This window comes from Streptomyces sp. NPDC050806, assembly GCF_055586425.1.
In genome coordinates, this window is the sequence record NZ_JBVJIF010000013.1 from 34,481 (window position 1) to 54,092 (window position 19,612).

Genomic DNA, 19,612 nt, shown 5'->3' on the forward strand with positions numbered 1-19,612 from the left:
TCAACGCGCCGTATGCCCGCCGAGCCGGAGATCTGCGGCCTCGCGTGCGGGCGCACGGCGCCGGCACTACGGGCGGCGATCGGCCGTCTCCCACCGAGCCTCGCGAAGATGAGTGCCTACCACTTCGGATGGACCGACACGGAGCCGGGGCCGGCCGACGAGCAACCTGCCATGAGTGGCAAGACGATTCGCGCCGCACTGGCCGTTCTCGCGGCGGAAGCGCTCGGCGCTCCCTTCCGGTGCGCCGCGCCCGCTGCTGTCGCCGTGGAGCTGGTGCACAACTTCACCCTGATCCACGACGACATCCTCGACGGCGATGACACCCGCCGCCACCGGCCCACGCTGTGGCGCCGCTTCGGGACCGGACCTGCCCTGCTGACCGGCGACGCGCTGCACATCCTGGCCATGGACACACTGCTTCGCACCGGTGGTCCACGCGGCGCGGCCGCGGCCGCTCTGCTCAATCGCGCGCTCGTCGCCACGATGCGCGGTCAGACCATGGACCTGGGCTTCACCGAGCGGCCGTGGGCCGGGGAGGGAGCGGTCACCGTCCGCGAGTACCGGGCAGCCGCAGCCGGCAAGACCGGTGCGCTGCTGGCCTGCGCAGCGGCCCTCGGTGGGCTACTGGCGGGCGGACCGCCGCGGGACATCGCCCGATTCGCAGCGTTCGGGCGGCGCCTGGGCATCGCCTTCCAGTGTGCCGACGATGTCCTCGGCCTGTGGGGCGAGCCGGGGCGAACAGGGAAGCCGGTCGGCGGCGATCTGCTCATGGCCCGCAAGACGCTGCCACTGGTCGCAGCCCTCGGCACCGACAGCCCCGATGCCGGACGCCTGGCGGCTTTGCTGCAGCGCCCGGCAGGCGTCGGCCCCGGCGGACTCGCTCAGGCCCTTGCGCTGACCGAGACGGCCGGTGGCCGGCAGGCGGCCGGGCTTGAGGCGCGTCGGCAGATGAGAACCGCACTGCGAACGCTGTCCGCCATCCCGATGCCCCCTCATGTGTGGCAGAAATTCCGCGAGTTGTCGGCCTTCATCACCGAACGGGAGCACTGATGGCGCGCTGCGGCTGGTGGCGACGTACGGGAGCGGACCTGCCCTGGGGTGACCCGCTGCGCTCGCACCAGGCCTTGATGGAGGGCAATCTCTGGCGGTTCACCGACCCACGGCACGGCAGGGTGCTCCTGGTCGCCTCCGGAGTCAACCACCACCCGGAACGGCCCTGGGGGGTGGTCGTACTCGCCACGAGTCCGGGCGGCCTGGTGCGTACGGTGAGTGCCGACGGCGCTTGGGACGCCCCTGACGGGCACCGGCTCCGGGTACCGGGCGCGTTGTCCTTCGCGGACGGCGGGCTCCAGGTGGAGGCGGGGGACAGTCGGGTGACGGCAGTGATTCCGACTGAGCCCGCCCGGCGCACCGTCGTCCCGGGCGCGAGCGTGTTCTCTCTGGTGCCGGGGCTCAACCACTACTGGCACCCGTATCTGCTCAGTGGGCGGGCCGAGGGAATGGCCAGTGTGAACGGCCAGGACTGGGACCTGACGGGCTGTGAGGTCTACGCCGAGAAGTCCTGGGGCCGCGGCTTCCCCGCGCTCTGGTGGTGGGGGCAGGCACATGGCTTTGACCGCCCCGGCGTCGCGGTCGCGTTCGCCGGCGGGCTACTGGGACGCGGACGGCTGAGCAGCCGGGTCAGCGGTCTGGTGGTCGAGCTGGATGGCCGACGGCTCAGCATGTTCCCGCCCCGCGCGGTCGTCAGAGGCGGCGTGGAGAAGGGGGTCTGGCGTATCACGGCCGCTGACCCTCACTACCGGGTCGCGCTGGAGGGGCGCCTCGCAGACTCTCCAGGGCTGCGGCTTCCTGTCCCCTCCCTCACCCCGCACCGCTTCGGCCACTCGGTCCAGCACCTGGCAGGCACACTCCGGCTGAACGTGGTGCATCGGGGGAAGCGCGCCTTCACGGGAACCTCGTCGCTGGCGAGCCTGGAGACAGGGCCCGCCCCGGTGCATCCCGCAAGCGTCGGCTCCGCGGACCGATGACGCGCAAGGCCCCACTTCCAGCAGCGCGGAAGCCTGCCGGGCGATCCCTCGCGTCGCCCCGGCAAAATCCCTGAGCCACCGGCTGGTGTCTCCGAGCGCTGGAACGTGACGGGGCATCGTGTCGAGGGCAAAGCCCCTGTGAAAGTCGTCTCCGCAGGTCGGGACCTCCATCGCGGCCTAAACCGCAGGGCGGCGAAGTCAGCTGGGAACTGAACCACCGCGACCGGACCCGATCACCGAGTCCGAGGCCCGTCAGCGCGCGGGGCGGAGGCCGAGGTGAGGTTCCAAGGCGAGGTAGAAGCCCGCCTGCGCGTGCTGTGCGGTGGTGGGCAGGGGGAGCATGTGGCTGGTTCCGTGGCCGCCGAGTCCGCGGGTGGGACGGCCGTCCAAGGGCTGTCGCAGTTTCTCGTGGAGGATGTCGACGGCGTCCTCCCGGACGTCGCGCAGGTCCTCCACGCCGGTCACGATGTTGAGGAAGGACTCGTGGAGACGCAGCCCGGTCTGGTCGCGGTGGCTGAGGCTCTGGGCCTTGCGGAAGTAGGCGTCCCGCCCGTCGTGGATGCGGTAGAAGGCGCTGACCAGAATAAGGAGCCGTTCATAGGCGTGCCGGTATGCCGTCCGGTAGAAGCGCTGAGCCGCGGCCTCGTCCACTTCGCCGCGCAATACGCTGCCGATGGCTGCGGCGCACAGCAGGCCGCTGTACATCCCCAGGTGGACACCGGTGGACAGCAGTGGGTCGAGGAAGCAGGCAGCATCCCCGACCAGGTAGTACCCGTCACCGCAGAACTCCCGGCTCACATAGGAGTAGTCGCTTTCGACCTTGAGCGGCGACGCCAGGCGGCCGCGGGCGAGCATGCGTCCCAACAGCGGGCAGTCGCCGAGCGCCGCGTGGTAGACGGCGTCGATCGTCTTCAGCCGCTCCTTGGCCCGCTGGAAGGAGCGTTTGTCGGTGACCAGGCCGACGCTGAGCGTGCCGTCGTGCAGCGGGATGGCCCAGAACCAACCGTGTTCGGGCAGTGAGAAGACCCCGATGGCCCCCTCCGGAGCCTGCTCCAAAGGGTCCGTCCCGCGCCAGTAGCCCCAAGTGGCAACGTTTCGGAACGCATCGTGGAACGTTCTGGTGCGCAACTGCCGCGCGCTGAGAATCCCGGCTCGCCCCGAGGCGTCGACGAACTGGTCGAAGGCGATCTCCCCGCGGCGCCCGTCTCTCCCGGCCCAGGCTGCTGCGGTCGCCCGGCCGGCGGGCAGCGCGACCTCCTTCACACTGGTCTCTTCCCGCACATCCACGCCTTGCTCACGAGCGTGCCGTAGCAGCAGATGGTCGAACTGTGCGCGGATGACCTGGAAGCTGTAAGTGGCCGGCCGGCCCGGTTCGTCGAATCCCAACGACCATTCCTGGCCGCTCCAGCCGTAGAAGGCCCCGGTCTTGCGGACGAATCCGTGGCGTTCGACCACGTGCCGGGCGTCCATGAGGTCCAGGATCGGCAGCAGGGAGGGCAGGAGGGACTCGCCGATGTGGTACCTGGGGAAGCGGTCGCGCTCCATGAGCGCCACCTCGAAGCCTTGCCGTGCCAGCAGTGTTGCCGCGGTCGTCCCCGCCGGGCCGCCGCCCGCGATCAGGACCTGGGTGTGGTTCTCGGTCCGGTTCTGCTCTGGCATGTTTCGCTCCGGATGTCGGCCGAGTTGTCGTCGTCGCCGGTACCGTCGGGCGCTCTCCTGCCGCGCCATTCACTCTCTGTGACAATATGGTCACCATGTCAAGTAAAGGGCAGCAGGCCGGGGCGAGTAAAGGGCGCTCGGAACCGGGCCGGAAGGGCTCCGCGCCTGCCGATGCGAGCGGACCGGGACGCGCCGGGCGGGGTGGCGGGCGGCTGACGGTGGGGGCCGAGGAGGAGTACCTGCTGGTCGATCCGGTTTCCCGGGCGTTGAGTCCGGCGGCGGAGAAGGTGGTGGCCGAGGCAGGCAGTGAGCTCGGCGATCGCGTCACCACGGAGGTCACCCGCTATCAGGTCGAGGTACGCACCGATCCCCACACCCGCCTAGCCGACTTCGCCGACCAGGTCCGGTCGATGCGAAGGACGGTGGCCCGAGCCGCCGCACGCCACGGGCTGAGCGTCATCTCCACCGGTACGCCGGTCCTGGCCCACCCGATGCCGCCGCCACTGACCGAGGGGCGGCGCTACGCGAAGAGCGCCGCGAGGTTCGGTGCCCTGGATGACGAGCAGAGCGTCTGTGCCAGCCACTTCCATGTCGGTGTGCCCGACGTGGAGACGGCGCTGCACGTCAGCAATCATCTGCGGCCCTGGCTTCCCGCCCTGATCGCGCTGGCCGCCAATTCGCCGTACTGGCACGGGCGCGACACCGGCCATGCGAGCTGGCGAACGGTGACCTGGGCCCGCTGGCCGGCCGCCGGCCCTCCGCCGTACTTCGCATCCCTCGCCCACTTCGAGGACCTGATCGCCGACCTGACCGCGACCGGCGCCGTCATGGACCGCGGCGGGCTGTACTGGGACATCAGGCCCTCGCATCACCTGCCCACGCTGGAGGTCAGGGTCGCCGACGCCGTTTGCACCGCGCAGGACACCCTCGTCCTCGCCGCTGTCGTCAGGGCGCTGGTGGCGACGGCCCTGGCCGATATCGAGGCGGGGACGCCGCCCTTCCGGCCGCAACCGGAAATGCTGCGTTCGGCATGCTGGCGCGCCGCACACGACGGGCTGGCCGGCAGCGGCGTCGACCTGCACACCAGGCGCCTCGTCCCCGCCGCCCTTCTCATCGAGCACCTGCTGACGCGGCTGGCACCGGCATTGCAACGCCACGGCGACCTGGACTCGGTCCGTACCGGCTGGGCACGTCTGCGGGCCGACGGCAACGGGTCGGACCGCCAACGCGCCGCGTACCGCACCCGCCGCAGCCTCACCGACGTGATCGACCATCTGGTCAACGCGCAGCAGCAGTGACACCGGCCGTCGCGGGGTCGTGAAGCACTCGGGAATCGCGGAAGAGGTCGTGAAGCACTCGATCGCGGAAGCCGAATTCTGGCCTGCGCCTCGATCGTCGCCCGGTCCTTGTCAACCCATCGGCGGCTCCAAGGCCCTGCGTCACCGCGAGGACGACCGGCTCACCAAGCGGTCAGCAGCAGGTGGTTCACGAGCAACGCGAGCAGGGCCTGGGCCGTGAGCCATGCGCGCGGCTTGGTGAGGAAGGCGCAGGCCGGCAGCAGCCACATGACGAACGGCAGCCAGATGCGTTCCGTCTCCGCCTTGCTCATGCCGGACAGGTCCGCGGCGAGGAGAGCGAGCAGGGCGACGGACACGAGCAGGGCGAGACGTGCCTCGGCGGAGGGTCCGCCGGCCGTTCCCGGCGGGGTGAGGAGGCGGTCGCGCTGCCGGACGAGCGTGCCGGCGGCGCGCCGCAGCCCTGCCACCGTCGCGAGGCCCACGAGGAACACCGTGCAGGCGAGGTTGGCCCACACCCAATAGCCGTACGGCCGGATGCCGCCCGCTCCTTGGTAGTAGCGCTCGACCAGCAGGTGGTACGCCTCCCACCAGTTGAAGCCGGCGAGTGTGAACGCCGCCGGCACGACGGCGAGGCCGAGCAGCAGGTAGGGCAGCACCCGGAGCGTCGTGGTGAGGTTCCGCTGCCGTCCGATCAGCAGCACACCGGCCACGACCAGCGCGAACAGCGTGAGCCCGTACGAGAGGTAGCAGGTCAGGCCGAGCAGCAGCCCCGCGCCGAAGGCGGCGGTCCGCCACCGGCGCGTGGCCTGGCGCGTCACCGCGAGCGCCGACAGGGCGACGGTCCAGGCGGCGACGGCGGCGAAGTACCCGTCGGCCGACGCCCCCATCCACACCGCGGCCGACGTCAGCGCCAGGAACGGTGCAGCCCGCCGCGCCAGGCCCTCCCCGGCCAGTGCCCGCACGGTCACGAGCACGGCCACGCACGCCGTGGCGCCGACGGTGATGCACCAGGCGCCGGCCCACCCGCCGCCGCCCAGGCCGATCCGGTCGAGGAGGACGAAGGTGAGCGGCGCGGCCGGTGGGTGCCCGGCGATGTGTGCGGGCCAGTGGTCGGGTGAGTGCAGCAGGATGTGGTGGGTGAAGTCCCGCAGGGTGCTGGGGATGTCGTGGAAGCGGTCGATGACCTGGAGGTATTCGTACTTGGTCGTCAGTCGCCGGGCGATGCCGCGGTGCCAGCCGTCGACGAGCGCGAGGGACCACGTCCAGGCCGTGGCGGTGCCCCAGGCGGTGAGGAGCAGGGCACGCCAGGGCAGGCGGGCGGCCAGTGCGGGGCCGTACGCCACGACGGCGACGGCCACGACGAGTGCGGCCGGAGTGCCCGGGCCCAGGTGCGGCAGCCAGTTGGAGTACAGCGGAGGCCACCCGACGCGGAGGGTGCCGTAGGTGCGCTCGATGGCGATGCCGGCCAGCGCGGCAGCGACGACGAACAGCACCGCGGCCACGGCGGCGTACAGGTCGCGGAGGAGATCGCGGTTCACACGGGAACGTTAGGCCGGATGGCAGCCGCCGAGGCCCTGACAGGCGCGGACGTCAGCGTTTCGTCATCGGTTGCGGGGCCTGTCGCGGGTTCTCCGGCCGTACGGTCGGCGCATGGCACGATCCACCTCCTTCGCGCCTCACTGGCGCAGTCCGCTGCGCGGTCCCTGGTTCACCTCGGTGCTCGGTGTGGTGCTGCTCGCCGGGATCACGGTGCTGTTCGTGACCGGGCTCCTGTCGTACGCGGCGTACAACCCGGACCTGTCGCCGGTGAACGACAAGACCCCGGACAAGGGCCTGCTCGGCTTCTACCTCTTCTCCTGGCCGACCGGCCCGCACTGGCTGTACCGGCTCACCCAGGGTGTCCACGTCACGCTCGGCATCACGCTCGTTCCCGTCCTGCTGGCGAAGCTGTGGTCGGTCGTGCCCAGGCTGTTCCAGCTGCCACCCGCACGGTCGGTCGCCCACGCGCTGGAGCGCATCTCCCTGCTCCTGCTGGTCGGGGGCGCGCTGTTCGAGTTCACGACGGGCGTGCTCAATGTCCAGCTGGACTACCTGTTCCCCGGCTCCTTCTACCCGCTGCACTTCTACGGTGCGTGGGTGTTCTTCGCCGCGTTCGTCGCACACGCCGTGCTGAAGATGCCCGCGGCCGTACGGAACCTGCGAGGTCTCCGCGCGGACGAGGGGCCGCCCCGGGAGCGCGCCGGGCAGCTGACGTCCCCGCGTCCCGATCCCCCCACCGTCTCGCGCCGGGGCGCGTTGTGGCTGGTCGGGGGAGGTTCATTGCTCCTGTTCGGTACCACGGCGGGGCGCAGCTTCGACGGTCCGCTGCGGCAGACCGCCGTGCTCGCGCCGCACGGCGGAGCGGAGCCGGGCGAGGGCCCCGGCGGCTTCCAGATCAACAAGACGGCCGCGTACGCGGGGGTCGGCGCCCGGGAGACGAGCGGGGAGGCGTGGCGGCTGGTCGTCACGGGGCGTACCGGGACCGTCCGGCTGAGCCGGGCCGAGCTGCTGGCCCTGGATCTGCACAGCTCGGCGCTGCCCATCGCCTGTGTGGAGGGCTGGTCGACCGCCGACCAGTGGTGGCGGGGGGTACGGCTGCGGGATGTCGCACGGCTCGTCGGGTACGAGGCGGACGCGGCGCCGGACGTACTGGTGGAGTCGCTTCAGCTGCACGGCGCCTTCCGCCGGGCCGCGCTGCGCGCCAACCAGGTGCGCGACCCGCGCTCGCTGCTCGCCCTGGAGGTCAACGGCGAGCCCCTCACCCTGGACCACGGTTACCCGGCGCGGGTGATCGTGCCCGCCGCGCCCGGAGTGCTGAACACCAAGTGGGTGGCCCGGATGACGTTCGGAGAACTGTGATGAGAAACGGCCTGGACCTCGGACGCCTGCCGCGGCGGCTCCGGGGCGGCGGACGCCCGCGGATCCGGCTCGGCAGTCCGCTCCAACTGCTGCTCCTGGCCTGTTCGTTCGCGCTCGCCGGGTACGCGGGGGTGCGGCTGCTCGCGGACGACTGGTTCCAGGTGGCGCTGTGGTTCGCCGGCGCGGCCCTGGTGCACGACCTGGTACTGCTGCCGCTGTACGTCGCCGCGGACCACGCGGTCGTACGCGTGCTGGGCGCGCTCGGACACCGGCAGGGCACCATGTACGTACGGGTACCGGCCGCCTTCTCGGCGCTGCTGCTGCTCGTGTGGTTCCCACTGATCAGCGGGCAGGTGGCGGAACGCTACCGGTCGGCCGCCGGGCTGCCGGGCGACGGCTTCCTGGCGCGCTGGTTGCTGGTGTCGGCCGTACTGTTCGGTGGCTCGGCGTTGCTGCTGGTGCTACGGCTGCGCAGCGCGACGAAAGCACGCCCACCGGCCGCCCACTGATCGACGGTACGCCAGCCGTGCGTGCTGGCGTACCGGAGCAGCGCCGGGGTGCCGAGGCGGGCCCAGGGGAACGGGACACCCGCGGTGCCCCGGCCCCCGCCGGCGCCGGTGAGGTCGGCGGTGCGCACGATGCGGACGCTGGCGAGCTCGTCCACGTCCACCGGAACCGTTTCGGCGATCAGCAGGCCGCCCGGGAGGAGAAGCCGGGCCAGCCGTCCGAGCAGGGCCTGCGGGTCGCCTCCGATGCCGAGGTTTCCGTCGAGCAGCAGGGCGGTGCCCCACCGGCCCTCGCCGGGCAGCGGTTCGAAGACGGAGCGCCGCAGCGCCTGCCCACCGCGCCGGGTGGTGTGTGCGACGGCGGCGTCGCTGACATCGATGCCGAGCGCCGCGCGCCCCGAGGCGGCGAGCTCCACGACGAGCCTCCCCGGCCCGCACCCCACATCGAGTACGGCACCCTCGCAGCGGGCCAGGACCCCCCGGTCGACGGCGTCGGCGCGCGCGCACCACCGCTCCACCTCCAACGGCAGCAGCCAGCCGTCGGTACGGCGGAGGAAGAGCGGACCGTGGCCGGCGCGCAGGGCGTCGGCGTAGGGGTCGGCCGACCAGGGGGCCACGGTGGGGCGCCCGGCGGTGTGCTGCGCTATCGCTTCGTGTGCGGTGTTCATCAGCCGGCGACCGCCTGGAGCCGGGCCAGTTCCGCGGCGAAGCGGCCGTGTGGCGCCGACGCCGCGACCGTCTGCGCGTCGGCCGCCGTGTCGACGTCGCGCAGCAACGGCAGATCGCGGACGCGCAGCCCGGCGGCGACGAGCCGCTCGCGCTGCACGGCGCCGGTGTCCGGCGTCGACATGGGGACGCCACGCAGGAGACCGGGATCGGGGGACGCCAGGCCCAGTGCCCAGAAGCCGCCGTCCTCGGCCGCACCGAAGCAAGCGTCGTAACCGGCGAAGTCGACGGTCAGCAGGTCCGGTGTCACCTGCGGTGTGTCCATGCCGATGAGCAGGGCCGGTCCGTCGCAGCCCGCGAAGGCTGCGGCCAGCCGCTGGTCGAGGCCGCCCGCGCACTGCGGTACGAGGTCGAAGCCGGGCGGCAGCCAGGGCCCTGGACTCCCGTCGAGCACCAGCACGCGGCGCTCGGCGGGTGCCGCGGCCACGGTACACAGCGTGTCCGCAAGCGCCGCCTCGGCGAGCGCCGCCGCCTCAGCGGGCGTGAACGGCGGCGTCAGCCGCGTCTTCACACGTCCCGGCCGGGGCTCCTTGGCAATGACGAGCAGGGTGGTCATCGAGTGGTGCCTCCTTGCACGGATGCCGCGGTCGTCACCGGCACGGCCGGTGCTTCGGCGAGGACGCGACGCATGTCACGGACGGCCTGCCAGGTGCCGCGCCAGGTGCCGGTGACCTTCGATTCGCCACTGCGCGGCAGGTACGGCACGTCGTGCTCGGCGACGCGCCAGCCGGTGTCGGCGGCGCGGACCACCATCTGGAGCGGGTAGCCGCTGCGCCGGTCGGTGAGGCCGAGGGCGAGGAGCTGCGCACGACGGGCGGCGCGCAGCGGCCCCAGGTCGTGCAGGCGGAGCCCGGTACGGCGGCGCAGCATGCGCGCGAGCGCGAGGTTTCCGGCCCGCGCGTGCAGGGGCCAGGCGCCCCGGCCCTGCGGCCTTCGCCGGCCCAGCACCAGGTCGGCTTCGCCCGCCTGCACCTCCTGGACGAAGGGGACGAGCAACGCCGGGTCGAGCGAGGCGTCGCAGTCGCAGAAGCACACGATGTCGGCGGTGGCGGCGGTCAGCCCGGCGTGGCAGGCGGCACCGAATCCGCGCCGCGGTTCGTCGACGACGGTGGCGCCGAGTTCCCGGGCGAGCTCCGCCGATCCGTCGGTGGAGCCGTTGTCCACGACGAGGGCCCGCCAGCCGGGCGGGATACGGTCGAGCACCCAGGGCAGGGCCTCGGCCTCGTTCAGGCAGGGCAGGACGACATCGACGTCCGGCCGGGTGGGAGAGATCTTCACGGCTTTCACCCTACGAGCGCGAATAGTGCATATCGGGCTCCGGCTCCTTACGAAACGCGGACATCGAGGGTGACGGACACCTGGCGGCCAGCAGCGACGGCACACGGGTGCGAGGCTGTCCGTATGGAACAGCTGCCGTACGCGACGCCGGCCGGGCCGACAGGCGAGGGGCCCGGGGACACCCGCGTCCTCGTCGTCGACGACGACCCCACGGTCGCCGAGGTCGTCGTCGGCTATCTCGACCGGGCCGGGTACGTCGTGGACCGCGCCGAGGACGGGCCCACCGCGCTCACCCGTGCCGCGACGCACTGGCCGGACCTGGTGGTACTGGACCTGATGCTGCCCGGCATGGACGGGCTGGAGGTGTGCCGCCGGATGCGCGGACGCGGCCCGGTGCCGGTCATCATGCTCACCGCACGCGGCGATGAGGACGACCGCATCATGGGGCTGGAGGTGGGCGCCGACGACTACGTCACCAAACCGTTCAGCCCGCGGGAACTGGTGCTGCGGGTGGAGTCGATCCTGCGCCGTACGCGGCCCCGTACCGAAACACACTCCCGCGCGGAAACGCGTCCCCTGAGCGCGGCCGGGCTCACCCTCGACCCCGCCGCGCACCGCGCCACCAAGAACGGCACCGGCATCGCCCTCACCCTCCGCGAGTTCGACCTGCTCTCGTTCTTCCTTCGCAACCCCGGCCGCGCCTGCAGCCGCGAGGACCTGATGCGGGACGTGTGGGGCTGGGAATTCGGCGACCTGTCGACCGTCACCGTCCACGTCCGCCGGCTGCGCGGCAAGATCGAGGACGACCCGGCCCGGCCCCGGCTGATCCAGACCGTGTGGGGCGTGGGTTACCGCTTCGATCCGGGGGCCGGGGCCCCGGACAGTGAGACCCCGGACGGTGGGACCCCAGACGGTGGGCCCCCGGGCGATGGCGATGCCCGCGACGGTGGCGATGCCCGCTGGAGCGGCGACGCGGCCACGGACGCGGACGCGGACGGCGAGGAGTAACCGTGCACGACACCCTTCTCATCGCCCTGTTCGCCTTCCTCGGCGCCGGCGCGGCCGGACTCCTGGGTGCGGGGGCGCTGTGGCTGCTGCGCCGCCGCTCGCTCACCGCCTCGCTCACCGTGGTGGCCGCGGTGACCGTGACCGCGATGCTCGCCGGGACTCTCGCGGTCGCGTGGGCGATGTTCCTGTCCCCGCACGACCTGACCGTCGTCACCACGGTCGTCGCGATGGCCACCGTGGTGTCGCTGGCCACCGCGCTGCTGCTGGGCCGCTGGGTCGTCGCCCGCAGCCGGGACCTCCAGCTCGCCGCCCGCTCCTTCGGGGACGGCGGTGACTTCGCGGCTCCCACCGGCCCGGTGACCGCCGAACTGGCCGCCCTGAGCGAGGAGTTGGCCAACACCAGCGCCAAGCTCGCCGAATCCCGCGACCGTGAGCGCGCCCTGGAGACCTCGCGGCGCGAACTCGTCGCCTGGATCTCGCACGACCTGCGTACCCCGCTCGCGGGCCTGCGCGCCATGACCGAGGCGCTGGAGGACGGGGTGGCCGCCGACCCGGACCGCTACCTGCGGCAGATCCGCGCCGAGGTCGAGCGCCTCAACGACATGGTGAGCGACCTCTTCGAACTCTCCCGCATTCACGCGGGCTCCCTCACCCTCTCCCTCTCCCGCGTCTCCCTGTACGACCTCGTCGGCGACGCCCTCGCCGGAGCCGACCCGCTCGCCCGTGAACACGGGGTGAAGCTCGTCGGCGACCGGGTCGAACCGGTACCCGTCGAGGTGGACGGCAAGGAGATGAGCCGTGTGCTGGGGAACCTCCTCCTCAACGCGATCCGGCGCACCCCAGCCGACGGCACGGTCGCGATCGCCACCGAACGGTGCGCCGACGGCGTGACCGTGTCGGTCACCGACGGCTGCGGCGGCATTCCCGAGGAGGACCTGCCCCGGGTCTTCGACACCGGCTGGCGCGGCACTCACGCGCGTACCCCGCCCGCCGGCGCGGGCCTCGGCCTCGCCATCGTCCGCGGCATCGTCGAGGCCCACCGGGGCCGTGCGGCCGTGTCCAACATCTCCGGCGGCTGCCGCTTCGAGGTGACGCTGCCCGCGGCCGACGCCTGAGCCGTTCGACTCCTGGATTCGACTCCTGGAGGGGGGCCGCTGAACGGCCGGGGCCTTCTCGGCGGGCAGGGCCGTCTCCGCGCGGGGCCTATTCCGCCAACGGTGCGGCGCTCAGCCCTCCCGCAGTTCGGCCCGCGCGAACTCCCGCATGCCCTCCGCGAATCCCACCTGAGCCTTCCAGCCCAGTGCGGTCCGCAGCCGGGACGAGTCCGCCGTGATGTGGCGGACGTCCCCCAGGCGGTACTCTCCCGTGACCACCGGCTCGGGGCCGCGACACGCAGCGGCCAGCTCCCGGGCCATCTCGCCGACCGTGTGCGGCTCGCCGCTGCCGGTGTTGTACGCCGTGAGGGCGCCCACGGGGGCATCGGTCTCCATCGCCGCCACGTTGGCCGCCGCCACATCCCGCACGTGCACGAAATCCCGTCGCTGGCGGCCGTCCTCGAAGACCCGCGGTGCCTCACCACGGGCCAGCGCCGAGCGGAAGAAGGAGGCCACGCCCGCGTACGGGGTGTCGCGGGGCATCCGGGGGCCGTACACGTTGTGGTACCGCAACGACACCGCCGTCCCGTCCGTGGCACGGGCCCATGCGGCGGCCAGGTGCTCCTGGGCGAGTTTGGTCGTCGCGTACACGTTGCGGGGATCGACCGGGGCGTCCTCTCCCACCAGTTCGGAGTTCAGCTCCGCGCCGCACGCCGGGCACGTGGGCTCGAACCGTCCGGCGGCCAGATCGGCGGCCGCCCGCGGCCCCGGCCGCACCGCCCCGTGCCGGGCGCAGGAGTACCGCCCTTCTCCGTACACCACCATCGACCCCGCCAGCACGAGCCGCCGCACGCCCGCGTCCGCCATGGCGGTGAGCAGGACGGCGGTGCCGAGGTCATTGCGCGAGACGTACTCACCGGCGTCCGCGAAGCCGTTGCCGAGTCCGACCATCGCCGCCTGATGGCACACGGCGTCGACCCCGCGCAGCGCACGCGCGACCGCTTCCCGGTCCCGCACGTCCGCGCCCGGGTCCTCGCGCACGTCGAACACGACGGGCTCGTGTCCGTGCGCCATCAGCGCATCGACGACATGAGACCCGATGAACCCGGCACCGCCGGTGACCAGTACTCGCATACCGCCACGCTAGGCCGAGTCCCCTGCCGCGGTGCAGGGCCACGCCCGCCCCGTCATCGATCCGTAAGACCATGCACCGGCCCGCACGCGGGGCGGTGTGGCACCTCGAATCATTGCGGGCCCCTCCTTGCGGGCTATTTTGGGCCGGTGGACCTGAAACACCTCACCGGATTCGTCGCCGTCGCCGAAGAGCTGCACTTCGGGCGGGCCGCCGAGCGTCTGCACATCGCGCAGTCACCGCTAAGCCAGCAGATCAAATTCCTCGAACGCGACCTTGGGGTCAAACTGTTCGACCGCACCACTCGCAGCGTGCGGCTCACCCCGGCGGGCCAGGCCCTCGTGGAACCGGCCAGGCGACTGCTCGCGGACGCCTCCGCCGTGCGCCGTACCGTCCGCGCCACCCATCTGGGCGAGGCCGGCCGGGTCACGGTCGGCTTCGCCGGGGCCAGCAGCTACTCGGCGCTGCCCCTGCTCACGCGCGCGGTCACCTCGCAACTCCCCGGTATCGAGTTGGTCCTGGAAGGGCAGACGTACTCCGGCGAGGCGCTGCGCCGGGTCGCCGACGGCAGCCTCGACATCGGATTCGTCGCGCTGCCGGTGCGACGCGGCATCACCGCACGCGTCGTACGCATGGAGCGCCTCGTGCTCGCCCTGCCGGACAGTCATCCGCTCGCCGACCGCACCGAGGTGCACGTGAGCGAACTCGCCAACGAGCCCATCGTCACGTTTCCGCGCTCGCGGGAGTCGGCGGTGCGCGAGGCGATGGTGCAGGCATGCCACGACGCCGGGTTCGTACCCCGGATCACGCAGGAGGCCCCGGACTCGTACAACATGCTCGCTCTCGTCGGCGCGGGCGTCGGGGCAGCCGTCGTCGTCGAGTCGGCCTGCAGTATTCACTTGGAGCATGTGGTGTTCCGGCCACTCGTCGGGGACAACGTGCCGGTGTTGCCGATCGCCCTGGGGTGGCGCACCGGCAACTCCTCGGCAGCGTTGCAGGCGGTGCTGCGTGTGGCGGAGGAGGTACTGCCGACGCCGCCGTCCGCGCCGTACACGGACACGGACACCGACACGGGAACGATTAAGGACAGGTGATCACAGGCGATTGTGCGCGATCGCGTTTCAATCAACCCCATTATTGGTCTTGGACAGCACCTAATATCGCGAGGCAGAGTGATCCATGTCTCGCGAAGGGGCGAGGGTCGATCACCGTAGTCGCCCTGCCTTCCGTAGCGGGATCTGCCGCTACGAGAGGACGCTCGTCATGCAGCACGAGGTGCAAGCCCGCGACGCCCGCCGCGCCGGTGTCACCGCCTTCGTCGGCACCACCATCGAGTGGTTCGACTTCTACATCTACGGATCCGCCTCCGCGCTGGTTCTCGGCAAGGTCTTCTTCGCCGGTGCCTCGCCGGCCGTCGGTACCCTCGCCGCCTTCGCCACCTTCTGGGTCGGCTTTCTCGCCCGCCCCCTCGGCGGCCTGATCTTCGGGCACCTCGGCGACACGTACGGCCGGAAGAAAGCCCTGGTCACGACGCTCACCATGATGGGCGGCGCCACCTTCTGCGTGGGCCTGCTGCCCGGCTACGACCAGATCGGCACCGCCGCCCCCGTCCTGCTCATCCTGCTGCGCATGATCCAGGGCGTTGCGATGGGCGGTGAATGGGGCGGTGCCGTGCTCATCGCCACCGAGTACGCCCCGCCCGGCCGAAAGCTGCTCTACGGCGCCTTCGCACAGCAGGGCTCCCCGGTCGGGAACCTCCTCGCCACAGTCGCCTTCCTGGGCATTGCCCAACTCCCGGACAGCGCCTTCGAGTCGTGGGGGTGGCGCGTACCGTTCCTGTTCTCTGCCGTGCTCGTCGCCGTCGGTCTCTTCATCCGGCTCAAGCTCGCCGAGACGCCCGAGATGCAGGAGGCCCTCGCCCGCAACAAGCCGGTCAAGCTGCCCATCAAGGACGTGCTCACCCGGTTCCCACTGCTCGTCTTCCTCGGCGTCATCGCCGGTACGGCCGGCGTGGCCATCACCTATGTGAAGACGACCTTCGCGCTGTCCTGGGCCACAGCGGACCTCGACTTCGACCGGTCCTCCTTTCTCACCGTCATCTCCATCGCCCTCGTCGTGCAGGTGATCGTGCAGCCGTTCGGTGCCGTCCTCGCGAGCAAGTGGCCGGTGCGGAAAGCCGTGTTGTGGATGCTGCTGCCCGAGTTCGTCGTGCTGCCGCTGATGTTCGTACTCATCGGCACCGGCAACTTCTGGCTCACCGTCCTCGGCATGGGGCTCGCCACCTTCCCGCACGCCATGTACTACGCGGCGCTCGCCGGCATCCTCGCCCGTGTCTTCCCCGTCGAGGTCCGCTACACCGGGATGTCGCTGTCGTACCAACTGTGCACGACGCTGTTCGCGGGGACCGCCCCCATCGTCTCGCAGTACCTGCTCACCGCCTTCGACTCGATCTGGCCGGTCGTCGCCCTCGGCCTCGGCTACACCGCGCTCACCCTCGCCGGTGTCCTGCCGTTGCTCGCCCGTACCGGCGACGCCGCCCCCGCCTCGGGGCGCAACTCCCGTACCGCACAGCCCGCTTGATCAGCCCCCTTGGTCACCCCGCTTGTCAGTCCGCTTGATGAGGAGCATCTGTGTCCGCCATGAACTACGCAGACCGCGACCCCGCCCTGCGTCCGCTGCTCGACCGTGTCCTGGCCGCCGATGACCGTGCCCGCGTCGAACCGCTGCTGGCCGAGCTGGGAGAGCTGGCCGCCGGCGAACTCGACCGGCAGGCCGCCCTCGCCGACGCCAACCCGCCCCGGTTGGTCCAGTACGCCCCCGACGGCACACGCATCGACGAAATCACCTTCCACCCCGCTCACGACAAGGCAGCCGCGATCGCCTACGAGCGCTTCGGGCTCGCGGCGATGTCGCACCGCCCCGGCGTCCTCGGCTGGCCCACGAAGGTCCCGCACACCGTCAAGTACGCCCTGTCCTACCTCTACGTGCAGTCCGAGTTCGGCATGGCCTGCCCGCTGTCCATGACCGACTCGGCCGCTCGAATCCTGCGCCTGTTCGACGCCGAGCGGTATGCCGACGAGATCGCCGCCCTGTCGTCCACCGACCCCGCGCTGCGGAAGACCGGCGCGATGTTCATGACGGAGAAGCAGGGTGGCACCGACGTGGGCCGCACCGAGACCGTCGCCACCGACCACTGCACGCACTGGACGCTGACCGGCAAGAAGTGGTTCGCGTCCAACCCGAGCGCCGATGTGATCCTCACCCTCGCCCGCGTCCCCGGCCAGGGCGAGGGCACCCGCGGCCTCGGCATGTTCCTCGTACCGCGGCTGCGCCCCGACGGCACCCGCAACGCCCTCCGCATCGACCGTCTCAAGGACAAGCTGGGCTCGCGTTCCATCGCCAGCGGCGAGGTGACCCTCGACGGCGCGTACGCGACCCCGGTCGGCGAACTCACCCGCGGATTCCGGCAGATGGCGGAGATGCTCAACGTCTCCCGGCTGTCCAACGCCATGCGCGCCACCGCCCTGATGCGCCGCGCCGTGCGCGAGTCCATCGACCACACCCGCGACCGGCAGGTCTTCGGCAAGCCGCTCTTCGACCAACCGCTGATGCGGGCCACCTTGCTGCCGACGATCCTCGACACGGAAGCCGCCCTGCACCTCGTCCTGGAGGCCGCCGCCCGGCTCACCGCCACCGACGCCGGGGACGAGGGCGCCCGCGCGCTGGTCCGCGTCCTGACCCCCCTCGCCAAGTACACCGTGTGCAAGCGGGCCCGCAGCGTCACCGGCGAGGCCATGGAAATCCGCGGCGGCAACGGCTACATCGAGGACTGGGTCAATCCCCGCCTCGTGCGCGACGCGCACCTCGGTTCCATCTGGGAGGGCTCCTCCAACGTCATCGCACTCGACGTACTGCGCTGCATGCGCCGCGAGAACGCCCACACCGCCCTCGCCGACACCTACGGCGACCGCCCCGCCACACGGGACCGCTGGGAGCGCCTGCGCGAGAAGGGCGACAGCCTCCTCCACCTCCCGCTGGACGAACAGGAAATGCTCATCGGCCGGTACGCCGACGAGCTGACCCGTGCCGTCATGGAGACCCTCCTCCACGACCAGGCCGACCACGAGACACGCACCACCGATGACGGCCGCGCCCTCCTCGTCGCCCGCGCCTACAGCGCCCTGCTCGACGACCCGGCCGCGCTGCCCCGCCCCGCCCTGGACCACTTCGCCGCGCTGGCGGACGGCGGGCCCGTCCCGCTCACCGAGCTGAAGGATGCCGCCCATGCATGAGCACCCCGCTCCGCTCGCGGGCATGAAGGTCGTCGACCTCTCCAAGATCCTCGCGGGCCCCTACGTCACCATGTCGCTGGCCGACCTCGGCGCGGACGTCATCAAGGTCGAGCACCCCGACGGTGGCGACCCCACCCGGTCCTGGGGCCCGCCCTTCAACGGACCCGACGCCACGTACTACCTGGCCGCCAACCGCAACAAACGCTCGGTGACCCTCGACCTCAAGTCGGCGGCCGGCCAGGAGGCCGTACACCGGATGCTCGCCGACGCCGACGTGCTGGTGGAGAACTTCCGCCCTGGCAGTTCGCTGGCCCGCCTCTTCGACCACCGGGCACTCAGCGCGCAGTACCCGCGCCTCGTCATCCTGCACATCTCCGCCTTCGGTGACACCGGACCGCTGCGCGACGAACCCGGATACGACATGGTGGCGCAGGCCTCGGCCGGCCTGATGTCCCTCACCGGTGAGCCGGACGGCCCGCCGGTGAAGGCGGGCTACGCGATGGGCGACCTCGGTGCCGCCCTCTTCGGTCTCATCGGCGTCACCTCGGCGCTCGTGGAGCGCGAGCGCACCGGCGCGGGCCAGTACGTCACGACATCCCTGTACGAGTCCCAGCTCGCCCTGCACATCAACTGGGCCACCGGATACTTCGCGACCGGTGAGCGCCCCGCCCGCCTCGGCTCGGGCCATCCCAGCCTCGTCCCCTACCAGGCGTACCCGGCCGCCGACGGCCACTTCGTGATCGCGGTCGGCAACGACACTCTCTTCCGCCGGCTGGTCGACGCGCTCGGGCACCCGGAGTGGGCGGACGACGCGCGCTTCGCCACCAACCGCGACCGTGTGGCACACCGCACGGCCCTCAACGCCAAGCTGGAGCCGGTCCTCGTCGACAAACCGGTCGCCCACTGGTGCGGCCTCCTCAAACCGCTGGGCGTCCCCGTCGCGCCCATCCGCACCCTCGACGAGGTGTACGACTGCCCGCAGACCGCCGCTCTGGACATGGTGCAAAAGGTCGACCACCCGGACGTGGGCCCTCTGGAACAGGTCGCATTCCCCGTCAGCTTCCGCGGCACCCGCCCGCCGGTACGCACCGCCCCACCCCTCCTCGGCCAGCACAGCCACGACATCCTCACCGAACTCGGCTACGGCGAGGAACACATCGCCCGCCTCCTCGGCACATCCACGCACCCCGAGCAGCCCGACCGGCCCGAGCGGCCCGAGCAACCGCACCGGTCCTAACGATCCTGAGGGCACCAGGCCGTCGCCCCCTGCCGCGCGGATCAGTGGTTGAGCGTGGAGAGCGCCTGGGTGTACTGCTCGTCGGTGACGGGCTCCAGCCAGGTGGTGCCGTCGCCGGCACCGTCGCCGACGACCATGGCGAGGTGGGCCATGAGCGTGGTGTCGGTGGCGCCGTGCCAGTGTTCCTCGCCGGCCGGGCACTGCACGATCTCGCCTGCGCTCACGCGTACGACCTCGCCGTCGCGAGTGCCGACCAGGCCGATGCCGTCGGTGATGTAGAGAGTCTGGCCGTTGGCGTGCCGGTGCCAGTTGGTGCGGGCGCCCGGGGTGAAGCGGACCAGGGCGGCGGCCAGGCGGGCGGGCTCGGCCGGGGCCTCGATCATGTTGAGGTAGACGTCGCCGGTGAACCGCTCGGCCGGCGCCTTGGCCGTGGGGGTCGAGGTGATGTGCTCCATGG

At 71.7% G+C, this 19,612-nt stretch carries 17 protein-coding genes; 10 read left to right on the forward strand and 7 right to left on the reverse strand.

The window, feature by feature from the left end:
• The first annotated feature begins 12 nt into the window (after positions 1 to 12).
• Positions 13 to 1,050, forward strand: a complete 1,038-nt coding sequence (locus ACZ6WH_RS34685) for a polyprenyl synthetase family protein (protein WP_469733541.1) — start codon at positions 13 to 15, stop codon at positions 1,048 to 1,050.
• The gene (locus tag ACZ6WH_RS34690) at positions 1,050 to 2,027 is read left to right on the forward strand and encodes a tocopherol cyclase family protein (RefSeq protein WP_469733543.1); all 978 of its coding nucleotides are present in this window, start codon (positions 1,050 to 1,052) and stop codon (positions 2,025 to 2,027) included. Before ACZ6WH_RS34685 ends, ACZ6WH_RS34690 begins: the two co-directional genes overlap by 1 nt.
• 252 nt (positions 2,028 to 2,279) lie before the next feature.
• On the opposite strand, the gene ACZ6WH_RS34695 is transcribed toward ACZ6WH_RS34690, so the two are convergent.
• Complete coding sequence (locus tag ACZ6WH_RS34695; protein ID WP_469733545.1) at positions 2,280 to 3,686, reverse strand: NAD(P)/FAD-dependent oxidoreductase; 1,407 nt, start codon at positions 3,684 to 3,686, stop codon at positions 2,280 to 2,282.
• A gap of 218 nt (positions 3,687 to 3,904) precedes the next feature.
• Between ACZ6WH_RS34695 and ACZ6WH_RS34700 the strand changes: the two genes are divergently transcribed.
• Complete coding sequence (locus ACZ6WH_RS34700) at positions 3,905 to 4,984, forward strand: carboxylate-amine ligase (RefSeq protein WP_469733547.1); 1,080 nt, start codon at positions 3,905 to 3,907, stop codon at positions 4,982 to 4,984.
• A gap of 161 nt (positions 4,985 to 5,145) precedes the next feature.
• On the opposite strand, the gene ACZ6WH_RS34705 is transcribed toward ACZ6WH_RS34700, so the two are convergent.
• Positions 5,146 to 6,522, reverse strand: coding sequence for a hypothetical protein (locus ACZ6WH_RS34705; RefSeq protein WP_469733549.1), 1,377 nt, complete (start codon positions 6,520 to 6,522; stop codon positions 5,146 to 5,148).
• 112 nt (positions 6,523 to 6,634) lie between these two features.
• Here ACZ6WH_RS34705 and ACZ6WH_RS34710 point away from each other — a divergent pair, with 112 nt between their 5' ends.
• Positions 6,635 to 7,882: a molybdopterin-dependent oxidoreductase gene (locus ACZ6WH_RS34710; protein WP_469733551.1), complete on the forward strand. Its 1,248-nt coding sequence runs from the start codon at positions 6,635 to 6,637 to the stop codon at positions 7,880 to 7,882.
• A gap of 364 nt (positions 7,883 to 8,246) precedes the next feature.
• Here ACZ6WH_RS34710 and ACZ6WH_RS34715 read toward each other — a convergent pair whose 3' ends face one another.
• Genes ACZ6WH_RS34715 through ACZ6WH_RS34725 form a run of 3 tightly spaced genes read right to left on the reverse strand, consistent with a single transcriptional unit; the run spans position 8,247 to position 10,401 of the window.
• Positions 8,247 to 9,056 (reverse strand): methyltransferase domain-containing protein, encoded by an 810-nt coding sequence (locus ACZ6WH_RS34715; protein ID WP_469733553.1) that lies wholly within the window; start codon positions 9,054 to 9,056, stop codon positions 8,247 to 8,249.
• Entirely contained in the window at positions 9,056 to 9,670 is a 615-nt protein-coding gene (locus ACZ6WH_RS34720) for a TIGR04282 family arsenosugar biosynthesis glycosyltransferase (RefSeq protein WP_469733555.1), read from the reverse strand. Before ACZ6WH_RS34720 ends, ACZ6WH_RS34715 begins: the two co-directional genes overlap by 1 nt.
• Positions 9,667 to 10,401, reverse strand: coding sequence for a glycosyltransferase family 2 protein (locus ACZ6WH_RS34725; RefSeq protein WP_469733557.1), 735 nt, complete (start codon positions 10,399 to 10,401; stop codon positions 9,667 to 9,669). Before ACZ6WH_RS34725 ends, ACZ6WH_RS34720 begins: the two co-directional genes overlap by 4 nt.
• 114 nt (positions 10,402 to 10,515) lie before the next feature.
• Here ACZ6WH_RS34725 and ACZ6WH_RS34730 point away from each other — a divergent pair, with 114 nt between their 5' ends.
• Together ACZ6WH_RS34730 and ACZ6WH_RS34735 are read left to right on the forward strand one after the other, a co-directional pair.
• Positions 10,516 to 11,400, forward strand: coding sequence for a response regulator transcription factor (locus ACZ6WH_RS34730; protein WP_469733559.1), 885 nt, complete (start codon positions 10,516 to 10,518; stop codon positions 11,398 to 11,400).
• A 2-nt stretch (positions 11,401 to 11,402) separates the two neighbouring features.
• Positions 11,403 to 12,515, forward strand: coding sequence for a sensor histidine kinase (locus ACZ6WH_RS34735; protein ID WP_469733561.1), 1,113 nt, complete (start codon positions 11,403 to 11,405; stop codon positions 12,513 to 12,515).
• Positions 12,516 to 12,626: 111 nt separating this feature from the next.
• Here the strand turns inward: ACZ6WH_RS34735 and ACZ6WH_RS34740 are convergent, their stop codons facing one another.
• Positions 12,627 to 13,628 carry an NAD-dependent epimerase/dehydratase family protein gene (locus tag ACZ6WH_RS34740; RefSeq protein ID WP_469733563.1) on the reverse strand — a complete coding sequence of 334 codons (1,002 nt, stop codon included), beginning with the start codon at positions 13,626 to 13,628 and terminating at the stop codon, positions 12,627 to 12,629.
• A gap of 147 nt (positions 13,629 to 13,775) precedes the next feature.
• Between ACZ6WH_RS34740 and ACZ6WH_RS34745 the strand changes: the two genes are divergently transcribed.
• The 4 genes from ACZ6WH_RS34745 to ACZ6WH_RS34760 all read left to right on the forward strand — a co-directional run bounded on the left by ACZ6WH_RS34745 (position 13,776) and on the right by ACZ6WH_RS34760 (position 19,155).
• Positions 13,776 to 14,720 (forward strand): LysR substrate-binding domain-containing protein, encoded by a 945-nt coding sequence (locus ACZ6WH_RS34745; protein ID WP_469733565.1) that lies wholly within the window; start codon positions 13,776 to 13,778, stop codon positions 14,718 to 14,720.
• Positions 14,721 to 14,889: 169 nt separating this feature from the next.
• On the forward strand, positions 14,890 to 16,206 hold the full coding sequence (locus ACZ6WH_RS34750; RefSeq protein ID WP_469733567.1) for an MFS transporter: 1,317 nt from the start codon (positions 14,890 to 14,892) through the stop codon (positions 16,204 to 16,206).
• Between the two features lie 59 nt (positions 16,207 to 16,265).
• Positions 16,266 to 17,918 (forward strand): acyl-CoA dehydrogenase family protein, encoded by a 1,653-nt coding sequence (locus ACZ6WH_RS34755; protein WP_469733569.1) that lies wholly within the window; start codon positions 16,266 to 16,268, stop codon positions 17,916 to 17,918.
• Positions 17,911 to 19,155: a CaiB/BaiF CoA transferase family protein gene (locus ACZ6WH_RS34760; protein ID WP_469733571.1), complete on the forward strand. Its 1,245-nt coding sequence runs from the start codon at positions 17,911 to 17,913 to the stop codon at positions 19,153 to 19,155. Before ACZ6WH_RS34755 ends, ACZ6WH_RS34760 begins: the two co-directional genes overlap by 8 nt.
• Before the next feature lie 41 nt (positions 19,156 to 19,196).
• Here ACZ6WH_RS34760 and ACZ6WH_RS34765 read toward each other — a convergent pair whose 3' ends face one another.
• Positions 19,197 to 19,610, reverse strand: coding sequence for a (R)-mandelonitrile lyase (locus tag ACZ6WH_RS34765; protein WP_469733573.1), 414 nt, complete (start codon positions 19,608 to 19,610; stop codon positions 19,197 to 19,199).
• Between the last annotated feature and the right edge of the window lie 2 nt (positions 19,611 to 19,612).

Excerpts from the sequence above, each read along its gene's own strand:
- ACZ6WH_RS34685 (WP_469733541.1), top strand. The coding sequence starts at position 13 with ATGCCCGCCGAGCCGGAGATCTGCGGCCTCGCGTGCGGGCGCACGGCG.
- ACZ6WH_RS34690 (WP_469733543.1), top strand. The coding sequence starts at position 1,050 with ATGGCGCGCTGCGGCTGGTGGCGACGTACGGGAGCGGACCTGCCCTGG.
- ACZ6WH_RS34695 (WP_469733545.1), bottom strand. The coding sequence starts at position 3,686 with ATGCCAGAGCAGAACCGGACCGAGAACCACACCCAGGTCCTGATCGCG.
- ACZ6WH_RS34710 (WP_469733551.1), top strand. The coding sequence starts at position 6,635 with ATGGCACGATCCACCTCCTTCGCGCCTCACTGGCGCAGTCCGCTGCGC.
- ACZ6WH_RS34715 (WP_469733553.1), bottom strand. The coding sequence starts at position 9,056 with ATGAACACCGCACACGAAGCGATAGCGCAGCACACCGCCGGGCGCCCC.
- ACZ6WH_RS34720 (WP_469733555.1), bottom strand. The coding sequence starts at position 9,670 with ATGACCACCCTGCTCGTCATTGCCAAGGAGCCCCGGCCGGGACGTGTG.
- ACZ6WH_RS34730 (WP_469733559.1), top strand. The coding sequence starts at position 10,516 with ATGGAACAGCTGCCGTACGCGACGCCGGCCGGGCCGACAGGCGAGGGG.
- ACZ6WH_RS34740 (WP_469733563.1), bottom strand. The coding sequence starts at position 13,628 with ATGCGAGTACTGGTCACCGGCGGTGCCGGGTTCATCGGGTCTCATGTC.
- ACZ6WH_RS34750 (WP_469733567.1), top strand. The coding sequence starts at position 14,890 with ATGCAGCACGAGGTGCAAGCCCGCGACGCCCGCCGCGCCGGTGTCACC.
- ACZ6WH_RS34755 (WP_469733569.1), top strand. The coding sequence starts at position 16,266 with ATGAACTACGCAGACCGCGACCCCGCCCTGCGTCCGCTGCTCGACCGT.
- ACZ6WH_RS34760 (WP_469733571.1), top strand. The coding sequence starts at position 17,911 with ATGCATGAGCACCCCGCTCCGCTCGCGGGCATGAAGGTCGTCGACCTC.
- ACZ6WH_RS34765 (WP_469733573.1), bottom strand. The coding sequence starts at position 19,610 with ATGGAGCACATCACCTCGACCCCCACGGCCAAGGCGCCGGCCGAGCGG.